14 protein-coding genes are annotated in these 12053 nt (G+C 70.1%); all 14 read left to right on the plus strand.

Annotation, left to right across the window (positions count from 1 at the left end):
• Positions 1-203: 203 nt before the first annotated feature.
• The 14 genes from ACZ561_RS16980 to ACZ561_RS17045 all read left to right on the plus strand — a co-directional run bounded on the left by ACZ561_RS16980 (position 204) and on the right by ACZ561_RS17045 (position 12025).
• Positions 204-398: a hypothetical protein gene (locus ACZ561_RS16980; protein ID WP_361967784.1), complete on the plus strand. Its 195-nt coding sequence runs from the start codon at positions 204-206 to the stop codon at positions 396-398.
• A gap of 117 nt (positions 399-515) precedes the next feature.
• Positions 516-1190, plus strand: coding sequence for a hypothetical protein (locus tag ACZ561_RS16985; RefSeq protein ID WP_470995257.1), 675 nt, complete (start codon positions 516-518; stop codon positions 1188-1190).
• 49 nt (positions 1191-1239) lie between these two features.
• Positions 1240-2442, plus strand: coding sequence for a phage tail protein (locus ACZ561_RS16990; protein WP_470995260.1), 1203 nt, complete (start codon positions 1240-1242; stop codon positions 2440-2442).
• Entirely contained in the window at positions 2439-3686 is a 1248-nt protein-coding gene (locus ACZ561_RS16995) for a phage tail protein (protein ID WP_470995262.1), read from the plus strand. Before ACZ561_RS16990 ends, ACZ561_RS16995 begins: the two co-directional genes overlap by 4 nt.
• Positions 3687-3741: 55 nt before the next feature.
• The gene (locus ACZ561_RS17000) at positions 3742-4665 is read left to right on the plus strand and encodes a phage distal tail protein (RefSeq protein ID WP_376445740.1); all 924 of its coding nucleotides are present in this window, start codon (positions 3742-3744) and stop codon (positions 4663-4665) included.
• Positions 4666-4700: 35 nt separating this feature from the next.
• A complete protein-coding gene (locus ACZ561_RS17005) occupies positions 4701-5900 on the plus strand; it encodes a hypothetical protein (protein ID WP_470995264.1) in 1200 nt (399 codons plus the stop codon).
• Positions 5901-5961: 61 nt separating this feature from the next.
• Positions 5962-7176, plus strand: a complete 1215-nt coding sequence (locus ACZ561_RS17010; RefSeq protein ID WP_470995266.1) for a hypothetical protein — start codon at positions 5962-5964, stop codon at positions 7174-7176.
• 27 nt (positions 7177-7203) lie between these two features.
• Positions 7204-8349, plus strand: a complete 1146-nt coding sequence (locus ACZ561_RS17015) for a hypothetical protein (RefSeq protein WP_470995268.1) — start codon at positions 7204-7206, stop codon at positions 8347-8349.
• An 11-nt stretch (positions 8350-8360) separates the two neighbouring features.
• Positions 8361-9497, plus strand: a complete 1137-nt coding sequence (locus tag ACZ561_RS17020) for a hypothetical protein (protein ID WP_470995270.1) — start codon at positions 8361-8363, stop codon at positions 9495-9497.
• Positions 9497-10069: a hypothetical protein gene (locus ACZ561_RS17025; protein ID WP_470995273.1), complete on the plus strand. Its 573-nt coding sequence runs from the start codon at positions 9497-9499 to the stop codon at positions 10067-10069. The genes ACZ561_RS17020 and ACZ561_RS17025 overlap by 1 nt, the downstream gene beginning before the upstream one ends.
• Positions 10070-10085: 16 nt before the next feature.
• Positions 10086-10547: an ATP-binding protein gene (locus tag ACZ561_RS17030; protein ID WP_470995275.1), complete on the plus strand. Its 462-nt coding sequence runs from the start codon at positions 10086-10088 to the stop codon at positions 10545-10547.
• Between the two features lie 72 nt (positions 10548-10619).
• The gene (locus ACZ561_RS17035) at positions 10620-11531 is read left to right on the plus strand and encodes a peptidoglycan-binding protein (RefSeq protein ID WP_470995278.1); all 912 of its coding nucleotides are present in this window, start codon (positions 10620-10622) and stop codon (positions 11529-11531) included.
• Between the two features lie 10 nt (positions 11532-11541).
• Positions 11542-11775 (plus strand): hypothetical protein, encoded by a 234-nt coding sequence (locus ACZ561_RS17040; RefSeq protein WP_470995280.1) that lies wholly within the window; start codon positions 11542-11544, stop codon positions 11773-11775.
• Complete coding sequence (locus ACZ561_RS17045; RefSeq protein ID WP_329117214.1) at positions 11762-12025, plus strand: hypothetical protein; 264 nt, start codon at positions 11762-11764, stop codon at positions 12023-12025. The genes ACZ561_RS17040 and ACZ561_RS17045 overlap by 14 nt, the downstream gene beginning before the upstream one ends.
• Positions 12026-12053: the final 28 nt, after the last annotated feature.

A 12053-nucleotide genomic window follows, 5' to 3' on the forward strand; every position in this document is an offset into this window, starting at 1 on the left:
CCCGGTCGAACAGAGGCTCCGATCCGGGACCAAGTCCCCTGGAGGGCTTGCGGGAAGACACGCCGTCAGATGTTTCATGCTCGACAAACACCGAACAGGTGTTCCACAATCTATTCGCACAGTAGTTCGAACACGTGGTGCCCCCGCCTCACCCCGCGGCGCCGCCACGCACGCAAGGGCAAGCACACGGAAGGTAGGCGTCCATGACTCAGCAGGCCGAGGCATCGCCACCGCACATCCCGCTCCAGGACCGCCTCCGCCAGCTCCTCGACGGACCCGTCGCCCTCGACAAGAGAGCGCTGCTCGGCACGCTGTACGCCGAGGTCTCCCGCTACGAGACCCTCGCGTACGCGGCGGGCTGGAACGACGCCCTCGCCTCGGCACCACGCGATTCGTAACCCCTCCCGCCCGAACACGCCCCACCGCACGACCAGGCCCCTGCCGCCCCCGGCAGGGGCCTGTCTCATGCGCGGGTGTACGGCGGAACGCGAAGCCTCTCCGAGAAGGGAGAAACAGTGAGCGACAAGACTCCCGAGCAGATGATCGCCGCCCTCCGCACCGACATGACCACGGCGGACGGCAAGCTCCTCGAGCAGATCAAGGCGAAGCTGGACCAGACGTCGCTGGACTTCGTCCTCCAGGAAAAGGACGAAGAAGGAAAGATCAAGAACACCTTCAAGACCTACGACGAAGGCCTCAAGGCGTACGTCAAGAAGGAGATCGAAACCGCGGGGGAGATGACCTGGACCCCCCAGCAGGAGTGGTACAAGACCCCCGAGTTCATGGGATTCGTCTCCGGACTCACCGCCTCGATGTTCGGCATGATGCTGCTCAAGGTCGACGTCGCCATCTTCGACTTCAGCGAACAAGTCGCCAACTACGTGCGCCGGCCGGTCTACAAGCACCTCGTGAGCCGGATCGCCAAGCGCGAGATCAAGACTCCGATGGACCAGGCCAAGCACGAGGCCAATCTCCTCGATCAGCGGATCCAGCGCATCGAGACGCACCTCAGGCGACTCACCCCACTCGTCCGGAACGCACGCAACAGAGTCCGGGCGCTTGAGGCACGGGACAGGAACGTCCGCCAGGCGGTCCAGAACATCCCCAATGACTCCTCCGTCACCAGCTCCACCAACCGGATCACCAAGCTCCGTGCCGAGGTGGACCTGCTGCGAGCCGCCCTGGCCTGACAGCCGCTCATCCGCCCTTCCCGAATCCAGTTAGCAGAGGTGGACGTGCATGTCCCTCGTACGTTCTCTGAACAACTCCTCCGGAGCCCTCAGACAGTTCAAGTCCGCGTCGGACTCCGCCGATCGCGCCACGCAGACCCTCGGTCAGCGTGCCTCGTCGGCCGGCAGGAACATCAACGGCATCAAGGGCGCCGCGCAGGGGTCCGCCAAGGAACTCAAGAATCTCAAGACCGCTTCCGACCAGGCCGAGCGTTCCATGGCCAAGGCCGGCCAGACCGCCCAGTCCGCCGGCACCAGGATGGGCAGGTACGAGTCCGGCGCCGGTAAGGCGGCCAAGGGCCAGGACAAGCTCAACAAGTCCATGAAGGGCAACTTCCTCGCCCGCCTGATCGAGCTGTTCATGCCGCTCATCGAGAAGATCGTCGAGATGGCGACGCGCTCGAAGACGATGCAGACGATCATGAAGAAGGCCTTCGGCGCCATCAAGACCGTGATCAGCTCGGTCATGAAGGCCATCGGGCCGATCATGAAGAAGGCCGGCCAGCTGATCAAGACGGTCTGGAACGGCATCAAGTCGGCCATCTCCACGGTGGTCAAGGCGGTCGCCACCGTCATCAAGACCTACGTGAAGATCTGGAAGACGGTCATCACCACGGTCATGAACGCGATCCGGACGGTCATCCGAACCGTCTGGAACGGCATCAAGGCCGTCATCACCCCGGTCGTCAACTGGATCAAGACCGCGATCCCGAACGCCTTCCGGGCCGTCAAGGACAAGATGTCGTCCATCTGGAACGGCCTCAAGGACATCGCGTCCCGGGCGTTCAACGGCATCAAGAGCGGTGTCTCGGGTCCGATCAACGCCGTGATCAGCCTGATCAACCGGATGATCGGCAGCCTGAACCGGGTCAAGGTCAGCGTCCCCGGCTGGGTGCCGCTGGTCGGCGGCAAGACCTTCGGCGTCAACATCCCGACCATCCCCATGCTCGCCACGGGTGGTGTCGTCATGCCCCGCCACGGCGGTGTCCCGGCGATCCTCGCCGAGGCCGGCGAGGCCGAGGCCGTCCTCCCGCTCTCGAAGCTGGACCGGCTGCTCGCTCTCACCGCCCGCCGCGCCCAGATGAGCGCCCGCACCGGCCTGGCCGGCGCCGCGGGGGCCGGACTGCACATCGAGCACTACCACGCGGCCCGGAGCAGTGACCCGCAGTCGACGGCGGACGCGTTGATGTACCTGGCGAAGGCACGCGGATGAGTGCCGCCGCAATGCCCCTGCACCCGCTCGCGGGCAGCGCGGCGGCGTTCTCCGCCTTCGCGCGAAACGCTGGACAGGCATCCGACACCCTGCGGCGGATCAGGCAGAAGGTGCGGAGTGTCGCCTCCGGGGCCGACCGTCTCCGTGACGGTGCCCGGACGGCGGCCGGCTCGGTGCGCGGCTTCGGCCAGAACGCCGGCTCCGCCGCCACTGCCGCCACGAAGCTCGGCAACTCGCGCGCGGCCACCGGCGTCAGGTCCTTCGGCGACAAGGCCCGCAGGGCCAAGCCAGGGCTCGGCAAGCTCGGCACCGGAATCGGCGGCCTCCTCGCGATCCTCGTGCCGCTCCTGCCCATCACCGACGTCATCACCAAGCTGATGGAACGCTTCGGCACCGTCATGACCATCGCCTCGGTCGTCATGACGGCCATCAACGTCGCCATGCGCGCCAACCCGGTCGGCTTCCTCGTCGGCATCCTCGTGCCCATCGCCGCCTTGCTCATCGAGTACGCGATGAACAGCGAGACCGGGCAGCGCATCGTGAAGCAGGTCTTCGCGCAGGTCCTCAAGGGCTTCCAGGCAGTCTGGACATTCATCCAGCCGATCATGAAGGTGCTCGGCCAGGCCGTCGGAACCTACTTCAAGGCCTATCTGACCCTGTTCACCACCGCTCTGAAGACCATCGGATCCGGCATCAGCGGCCTGTCCAAGGTCGGCTCCGCCGTCTCCTCCGCCTCCAACGCCCTGCGCGGGATCGCCTCCAGCTCCATGGGCGGCATCAAGAACGCCGTCCGGCCGATCCTGACCTTCGTCACCGACAAGATCCCCGGCTTCTTCCGCACCGCCAAGGACGCGGTCAGCGGGGCCATGCGCGGAATCGGCGATCTGATCAAGGGTGCGCTCAGCACCGTCGTCGGCGTCGTCAAGGGACCGATCAACGGTCTCATCGCCTTCGCCAACTGGATCATCGACGGCCTCAACAAGCTGAGCTTCAACCTCCTCGGCAAGAAGTTCGGCGTCGACCTCGACAAGATCCCGATGCTCGCCGAGGGCGGTGTCGTCTTCCCCGGCGCCACGGACGCCCCGCGCATCGACCCGCTCACCGTGCTGGAGAACCGCCGCGTCCCGGCCCTCACCGAGCCGCCCCGGCCGCCGCACCGGATACGGGACTTCCACGAGAAGCCCGGCGCCGGCCCCCGGTCGACCGCCGAGGACCTCCTCTTCCTCGCGGCCTCCCACCGGTGACGACCCAGCGCCGACCGCCCACCTGACAGCCTCTCAGAAGTGAGGTGACGGCCCCATGGCCGAGACCACAACCGCATACGCCGGAAACACCTACACGGCCGACCTCGCGCCCGGCTCGCTGATCACCCAGGACGGGCAGATCCAGTGGGCCGGGCTTCTCATCGGCCCCGGCACCCCGTTCGCCGTCGACCGTTCCGGTCTGACCGGCTGGGAGGACCTGCCCGAGTACGACTCCTCCGATGCCGACCGCCCCACCTCGCACGGCGCCTGGCCGGGCTCCCGGTACGCCAAGCCGCGCAAGGTCGGCGGCGCGATCGTGCTGATGCCGGAGTACAGCGCGGCCACCCAGGCCATCCGCGCACTGCGGCAGGCCCTCGCCCTGCTCGACGAGGAACGCTGGCTCACCATCCGGCTGCACGGCGAACTGCTCGCCGTACGCGCCCGGATCGCCCAGCGCGTGGTCCCCGCCGACCAGGGCTTCGCCACCCAGGGCAGCTCGAAGATGTCGATCCAGTGGCTCGCGGCCGACCCGCGCCGCTACGCCGTCAACGAACAGGTCGCCTCCACCACGGCCCCGCAGCCCGAGTCCGGCCTCACCTGGCCGCTGACCTGGCCGCTCAACTGGGGCGAGGCCAAGTCGACCGGCGACGCCGTCGCCGAGAACACCGGCTCCGCCGCCACCCACCCGGTGATCACCTTCCGCGGTCCGTGCTCCATGCCGACCGTCACCGAGCGGGGCAGCCGGCGCCGCCTGCGGTACGCGATCGACCTGGCCGCGGGCGAGGAGCTCGTCGTCGACACCGCCGGGGGCACGGTCACGCTCAACGGCACCGCCTCCCGCCGGCACACCGCGATGGCGGACTCCAGCCCGGAGGAGCTCTTCCTGCTCGAACCAGGGCGCACCGAGCTGTCCTTCCGGCCCGACGAGGCCACCGAGGACGCCCTGATGACGGTCCGCTGGCGCAGCGCCGAGTGGTGACCCACCCCCGCCCCCTCCACCGAAAGAGGTGAACCATGACTGTACGGGCCGCCTGGCTGCAGTCGACCGGTCAGACCCGTGAGGACACTCGCCTCACGCTGGCCGCCCTGCTCACTCCCAGTGGTCAGTCCCCCGAGGAGACCCCGCTGCGCTCCCGACCGGGCATCGTGCCGGGCGGCTTCGTCCTGACCGGGACGGCCGCGATGCAGTGCACCATCGGCACCGGCCGCGCGATCGTCCAGGGCAAGGACACCCGTCAGGGCGCCTACCTGGTCAGCGCGATCTCGCCGGAGACGATCACCATCGAGGACGGCGATCCGCAGTACGACCGGATCGATCTGATCGAACTGGCCGTCGTCGACGACGCCTACGACAAGACCGGCACCACCGATGCCGTCATCCGCCTGGTCAAGGGCGCCCCGCACGCCAATCCCGTGCCGCCCGCCGGCGGCACGGGCAGCTCCCTGCCGCTCTACACGGTCAAGGTCCCGAAGGGCATCTCGGCCGGCAACGGCGGCATCGCCTGGACCACCGCCGCGGTGACCACCCAGCACTGGCCGGTGGTGGCGCTCGGCGGCATCATGCCCACGAGCGGCTTCAAGGGCGCGTACGCCGGTCAGTACCGCGACGCGGGCGGCATGTTCCAGCGCTGGGACGGTACGGCCTGGGTCTCGTACCCGAAGGCCATCGGCGGCATCGCGCCCGGCACCCAGGTCTCGACCGGCGGCTACCCCGGCCAGTACCGGGACGACTCGGGAATCCTGCAGCGCTGGGACGGCTCGGCCTGGCAGTACGTCGAGGGCACGGGGAAGATCCTGTTCGCCGCCACCCAGTGGACAACCGCCCAGCAGCAGTCCGTCCCGCCCGGCACATGGACCGTGCTCAATCTGCCGACCGTCGAGGCCGACGACACCAACAGCTGGAACGGGACTCACACGTACGTCGTACCGCGCAGCGGCATGTGGCGGATCTCCGCACACGCCACCTGGGCCAACGACGGCCAGAGCGGCATGCGTGGCTCCCGCGTCATCGTCGGCGGCGTCGGCCAGTCACGGCTGACCTGGCTCGGTCCCGCCGGCAACGGCGCCATCTCCATCGGCGGCTCCGGCCTGGTGAGGCTCACCGCCGGCAACACGGTCCAGCTGCAGGGCTTCCACAGCCACACCGCCGCGATCAAGACCCTCGGCGGCTCCGGCTACGCCTGCGCCCTCACCGCCGAGTGGCTGAAGTCCTGACACCCCGACGTCCTGATACCCCGACGTCCTGACGCCGCCCCTTCCCCGATTGGAGAACCCCATGAACCTGCGCAGCAGCTGGGTCGCCGAGACCGGCCAGACCCGGGAGGACACCCGGCTCACCCAGACCGGCGCCACCACCATGCTCAACCCCGTCCAGGTCCGCTCCGGCATCCTGCCGGGCTCCTACACCGGCCAGTACCGGCTTTCCGGCTTCTGGATGACGAACGCCTCCGCCATGTCGGCGACCGTCTCCGAGGGGCGGGCGGTCATCCAGGGCGAGATCTCCCAGGGCGTCTACCCGGTGACCCTGCCGACCTCCGAGACCGTCACCTTCGCCCCGGGCAACTCCCAGTACGGCCGGGTCGACCTCGTCGTCCTGCGGATCTACGACCGGCTCTACGAGGGCCAGCGCAACGAGGCCGTGATCGAGGTCATCGAGGGCGTGGCCGAGCAGACGCCGAAGGCGATGCCGGTCCCCCCGCGCAGCCTCCCGCTGTACGAGGTGACCGTGCCTGCCGGCGTCAGCGCGGGCAACGGCGGCATCCCGTGGGCCACCGCGCTCAAGGACCTGCGTACCCCGGTCGTGGCCGTCGGCGGCATCATGCCCGTCGAGGGTCCGGTGGCCCAGGGTGCGTACCCCGGCCAGTACCAGGACACCGCGGACGGCCAGTTCCAGCGCTGGGACGGCGGCAAGTGGGTCTCGTACCCCGCGGCCGTCGGCGGCATCGTCCCGAACTCCTTCTCCACCACCGCGGCCAGCTACATCGGTCAGTACCGGGACAGCACCGGCGGCCAGCTCCAGCGGTGGAACGGCACGGCATGGGCGCCGGCGGTACCGGGGCCGCTCTTCGCCGACTCGCTGGACGCGGGGTACACCACGGCCACGACGTACGTGGACACGCTGGTCGAGCGGACGGCCAACCCACTGAAGCTCACCTTCACCGCGCCGCCGTCCAGAGCCGTCCTGCTGACCTTCGGCTCGCGCATCGAGCTGCACGTCGCCTCCGGCACGGCGGGCATCAAGGGCACGGGCTGGATGGGCGTGCGCCTCACCCAGGGCTCCACCGTGGTGCGCGAGTTGGATGACGAGCTGTCCGTGAAGGCAGCGCGGCCGACCGAGCACGTGGACGGTTTCTCCGCCGCGACCACGCAGCGCCTCTCCAACCTGACCGCGGGCGCGAGCTACACCCTCACCGCCTACTACCGGTCCAGCGACGCGGGCCTGAAGGCCTGGTTCGACAACTCCTTCATCCGCGTCGACCTGCAGGCGTAACCCGACCGACCCCCCAGGAGACCCACCATGGCCCTTCGCAGCGGCTGGCTGTCCCCCACCGGGCAGACCCGCCTCGGCACCCGTCACACCGACATAGGAGCGACCACCCCCGCCGGGCCCCTCAGCGCCCGCTCCGGCATCGTGCCCGGCACGTACGACGGCAAGTTCCGCGTCGGCGGCCTGTGGATGAGCGGCAACGGGCCGATGACCGCCACCCTCTTCCACGGCCGGGCCGTCATCCAGGGCCCGGTCGCGCAGGGCCCGTACCACGTCACACTCGACACGGACACCGTCCTCACCTTCGCCGACGGCAACCCGCTCCATCCGCGCATCGACCTCGTCGTCCTGCGCGTCCACGACGATCAGTTCGACGGCTCGCAGAAGAGCGAGGCCACGATCGAGATCGTCCAGGGAGAGGCGAAGGCCGTCCCTGAACCGCCGGTCGCGCCGCCTCTCTCCCTCACGCTGTTCTCGGTCAGGGTCCCCGCCGTGGCCTCCGCCGGCACCGGGGGCATTCCCTGGACCACGTCGGGGACCGTCTCCGACCTGCGGGTCACGACCGCGGGCGTCGGCGGCATCCTGCCCGTCTACAACAACGGGGCGGTACCCGGCAGTTACCCGGGCCAGTACCAGGACAACGACAACGCCCACTTCCTGCAGCGCTGGGACGGCACCGCCTGGGTCGCGTACCCGAAGGAGATCGGCGGCATCGCGCCCAGCGGCACGGTGTCCGCCGGCGGTTACGTCGGGCAGTTCCGCGACGCCGCCGGCACGCTCCAGCGTTGGAACGGAACCGCGTGGGTGAACTACCACCCGCCGTACGACATCGAGGTCGCGAGCAACGGCGCGACCGCGGCCACCGGCTGGGGCAGCCCGTCCTTCTCCGCCCGGCGTACCCGCGCCGGCGTCGTCATGGTGCGCTTCGGTGTCACCCGCACCGGCGGGACGATCACCGTGGGCGCCGACGGCCGCATCCCCGACACGCCCCTGGGCGCCCTGCCGGCCGGCTGGTCTCCGGCCATGTCGTTCGAGACGACGGCCTCCGACATCGACGGCTCCGGGGCCGCCACGATCGCGGCCACCAGCTCGCAGGTCACGCTGCGCAACTGGAGCTCCAACACGACCATCCCCAACGGCCGGACCGTGTGGGTCTCCGCCACCTACGTCCTGTAAGGGGGCCCGCCATGGCACTCGAAACGCCCTACCGGGCGATCTTCTGCGACCTGATCACCGACCAGACCCTCGACATCCTGCCCCTGCGGGACGTCTCCTTCGACGACTACATCGGCAAGGCCGGCTCGCTCTCCGGCACCATCCCCATCCCCAACAAGGACATCGCCGACCGGGTCAAGAAGGTCCAGGAGGGCCGCACCGCGGTCTACCTGGAGCGCGGCGGCGACCTGTGGTGGGGCGGCATCGTGTGGACCGCCACCCTGCAGTCCAGCGGGCGCGGGGTGCTGACCCTCGGCGTCCAGGCCGCCACCTTCGACTCGTACGCGAGCCGCCGCCGCATCCGTACCGACATCCCCTTCACGACCCCGACCGACCAGCTGGAGATCGCACGGCGGCTGTGGCAGGAACTCGATGTCCAGGACGACCCCACGGTGCCCCTGCCGGAGGGGAAGCAGCCGCGCCGGCTCGGGATCACCTACGGCACGGAGACGTCGGAGGTCCTTCGGACGGCCTCCTGGCGCAACGGCGACGAGACCGTCTACCTGGAGGCGCTCGACCAGCTGGCCTCACTGGAGAACGGCTTCGAGCAGCAGATCCTCGTCTACCGCGACCCGACCGACGGCAAGCGGGTCAGGCAGCTCCGGCTCGGCTGGCCCAAGATCGTCAACGGTGCCACCGACCTGCTCTTCGACCGGCCCGGCGTCATCCTGTCGTACTCCTTCCCGTACGACGCGACCCGCGGCGGCACCACCGCGCTGGCCCGTGGGGCGTCGACGAACTCCAACGCCGGTACCGAGTCCCGGCCGATCCACTCGACCCAGCAGGTCGCCAGCGATCTGCTCGCGGACGGCTGGCCGCTGATCGACCTGTCCTCCGACCACAACGAGGTCACCGACACGCTCACCCTCGACTCGCTGGCCAAGCGGGAACTCGCCGAGGCCCGGGGCGCCGTCGTGATCCCCTCGATCAGCATCCACCTCGGCGGGGTCGTCCCACCTGCGCTCATCGGCCGCATCGCCCGCATCCGGATCACGGACGAGTGGTACTCCGAGGGCCTCGACGCCCGCTACCGCATCATCGGCGTCAAGGTCACCCCCCCGGAGCGCGGCCGCCCCGACACCGCCGAGCTCTACCTTGAGGAGGCCTGATGCCCCAGCTGCCCGAGGACATCATCGACCGGCTCAACCAGATGGAACGCCGGCTCAAGGCCCTGTCCACGGCCGTGAACACCCGGCCGGCGGTCAGCGAGATCCGCCCGCCCGCACAGACCGGCAGCGTCACCATCAACCGGCCGCTGTTCCGGATCTTCGACGGCTACGGCCACGAGATCTTCGCGGACGACATCATGACCGGCGGTCTCGCCCGGCCCTGGCTGCAGCTGATGCCGCCGATGAACGTCGACAAGGCCCACTGGCCGTCCACCACCAGCGCCACGTTCACCACCGTCGCCAGGTCCTTCAACCCCATCTGGCAGCCGAAGCTGCGGCTGTCCGTGAACACGGCCGTGTCCAGCGGCGCCACCGGTCAGGTGAAGGTACTGGTCGACGGCCAGCAGTTCGGCCCCGCGGTCACGGCCGGCACGACCTACGACCACACCGGCCTGATCCCCGGCGACATGAAGACCAGGTTCGGCCAGACCATGCTGATCGAGATCCAGGCCATGGCCGGCGGCGGGACCGTCTACGCCCAGCCCGTCCTGATCTACGGCACCCAGACCTGACGCCGAGGAGCACACCATGATCATCGACCCCGCACAGCCCTGGGGCGTTGCCATCGACTACGCGGGCCGCGCCGTCGTCACCGAGGGCAGCCACACCCTCGACGTCCGCGTGTACGACAACACGCTCGGCAACACGCTGGAGCGAGACCCGGTCACCGGCCAGTACCCGTCGGTGTACGTCACCGCCCAGACCAGCAAGAGCGGCATCGGGGACACCACCCTGCGCGGCTACGCCACGGTGGTCGTCAACGGCCAGGACGGCGCCCCCGTCGCCCCCGACCCGACCGCCGTCCAGAGCGCCGTCGCCGCTGCGCTCACCGACTTCGAGACCCGCCGCGCCGCCTACGCCGCCCTCTGCGCGACCTGGGAACCCGCCCCCGCGCCTGCCCCCGCACCGGCACCGGCACCGGCACCCGAGCCGGAGCCGGAGCCGGCGCCGGAACCCGCGCCGGAACCCAGCCCCGCGCCGACGCCGTAAGCACCGCGCCCCACCCGATACGCCCGCCCCCGTGCGGGCGTTTTTCATTCCCCCGCACACCTGGAGGACACCATGGCCACTCCCCTCACCGCCGATCAGCTCCTCGCCGCCCTGCGCGCCGAGGGCGTCACCGTCGTCGAGCACGACGGCTGGCGGACCCACAACCGCAACCAGGCCGGCCCCTGGGGTCCGGTGAACGGCGTGATGATCCACCACACCGTCTCCAGCGGCACCGCCTCGTCCGTCGAGCTCTGCTACAACGGCTACGACGGCCTGCCCGGCCCGCTGTGCCACGGTGTGATCGCCAAGGACGGCACGGTCCATCTCGTGGGCAACGGCCGCGCCAACCACGCGGGCGGCGGCGACCCCTCCGTCCTCCAGGCCGTGATCACCGAGACCTACGGGGACCGGCCGCCGGCCCCGCACGAGCACCAGGGCAGCGCCGGCGCCGTCGACGGAAACACCCGCTTCTACGGCTTCGAGTGCGTCAACCTCGGCAACGGCACCGACCCCTGGCCGGCCGCCCAGCTCGACGCCATCGAGCGGGCGTCCGCCGCGATCTGCCGCGCCCACGGCTGGGGCGCCAAGTCCGTCATCGGCCACCTCGAATGGTCCGACTGGAAGAGCGATCCGCGCGGCTTCGCCATGCCGGGCATGCGGGACCGGGTCCAGCGGCGACTCGCCTCCTCACCCGCCAAGCAGCAGCCGGCCGCGCAGAAACCGGCCGCCCCGCGCTACCAGCCGTTCCCCGGCACCTCGTTCTTCAAGACGAACCCGAGCTCCCCGATCGTCACCGCGATGGGCCGCCGCCTCGTCGCCGAGGGCTGCTCCGCGTACACCACGGGCCCGTCCCCCCGCTGGAGCGAGGCCGACCGGCGCAGCTACGCGAAGTGGCAGCGCAAGCTCGGCTTCAGCGGCTCCGACGCCGACGGCTGGCCGGGCGCCATGTCCTGGAACGCGCTCAAGGTCCCGTACACCAAGTAAGGAGCACCCCATGTCCGAAACCGCCAGACGCACGGCTCGTACCGTCCTGCAGTCCGCGGTCGCGCTCGCCGTCGTCCTCCCCGCGGTCGTCGACGCCTCCGGCCTCCCGGCCACCCTCCCCTGGGTCGCCGGAGCGCTCGCCGCCGCCGGCGCCCTCACCCGGGTGATGGCGGTCCCGGCCGTCCAGAACCTGCTCCCCGGCTGGCTGCGCACCACCCCGGGGGCGGCCGATGACCGAGCCTGAACAGCACGACCCGGTCACCGTCGCCGTCGAACTGGAGCGGCTGCGCGGCACGCTGGAGGCCGGGTTCGCCCGCGTCGACGGCTCGCTGGCGCTGCTCGTGCAGCGCAGTGACCAGACCGACAAGCAGCTCGCCGACATGGAGTCGCGGCTGGACGCTCTGGAGCGCTCCCGCTGGCCGCTCACCAGCATCGCCGCGCTGACGGCGAGCGCCGGCCTGATGCTCGCGGTCTGGGAGCTGGCCGGCCGCTAGTCCTCCCGTTTCGAACATGCCGAAGGGC

Source organism: Streptomyces sp. NPDC039609, from assembly GCF_055596705.1.

Excerpts from the sequence above, each read along its gene's own strand:
- ACZ561_RS16980 (WP_361967784.1), top strand. The coding sequence starts at position 204 with ATGACTCAGCAGGCCGAGGCATCGCCACCGCACATCCCGCTCCAGGAC.
- ACZ561_RS16990 (WP_470995260.1), top strand. The coding sequence starts at position 1,240 with ATGTCCCTCGTACGTTCTCTGAACAACTCCTCCGGAGCCCTCAGACAG.
- ACZ561_RS16995 (WP_470995262.1), top strand. The coding sequence starts at position 2,439 with ATGAGTGCCGCCGCAATGCCCCTGCACCCGCTCGCGGGCAGCGCGGCG.
- ACZ561_RS17000 (WP_376445740.1), top strand. The coding sequence starts at position 3,742 with ATGGCCGAGACCACAACCGCATACGCCGGAAACACCTACACGGCCGAC.
- ACZ561_RS17005 (WP_470995264.1), top strand. The coding sequence starts at position 4,701 with ATGACTGTACGGGCCGCCTGGCTGCAGTCGACCGGTCAGACCCGTGAG.
- ACZ561_RS17010 (WP_470995266.1), top strand. The coding sequence starts at position 5,962 with ATGAACCTGCGCAGCAGCTGGGTCGCCGAGACCGGCCAGACCCGGGAG.
- ACZ561_RS17015 (WP_470995268.1), top strand. The coding sequence starts at position 7,204 with ATGGCCCTTCGCAGCGGCTGGCTGTCCCCCACCGGGCAGACCCGCCTC.
- ACZ561_RS17020 (WP_470995270.1), top strand. The coding sequence starts at position 8,361 with ATGGCACTCGAAACGCCCTACCGGGCGATCTTCTGCGACCTGATCACC.
- ACZ561_RS17025 (WP_470995273.1), top strand. The coding sequence starts at position 9,497 with ATGCCCCAGCTGCCCGAGGACATCATCGACCGGCTCAACCAGATGGAA.
- ACZ561_RS17030 (WP_470995275.1), top strand. The coding sequence starts at position 10,086 with ATGATCATCGACCCCGCACAGCCCTGGGGCGTTGCCATCGACTACGCG.
- ACZ561_RS17035 (WP_470995278.1), top strand. The coding sequence starts at position 10,620 with ATGGCCACTCCCCTCACCGCCGATCAGCTCCTCGCCGCCCTGCGCGCC.
- ACZ561_RS17040 (WP_470995280.1), top strand. The coding sequence starts at position 11,542 with ATGTCCGAAACCGCCAGACGCACGGCTCGTACCGTCCTGCAGTCCGCG.
- ACZ561_RS17045 (WP_329117214.1), top strand. The coding sequence starts at position 11,762 with ATGACCGAGCCTGAACAGCACGACCCGGTCACCGTCGCCGTCGAACTG.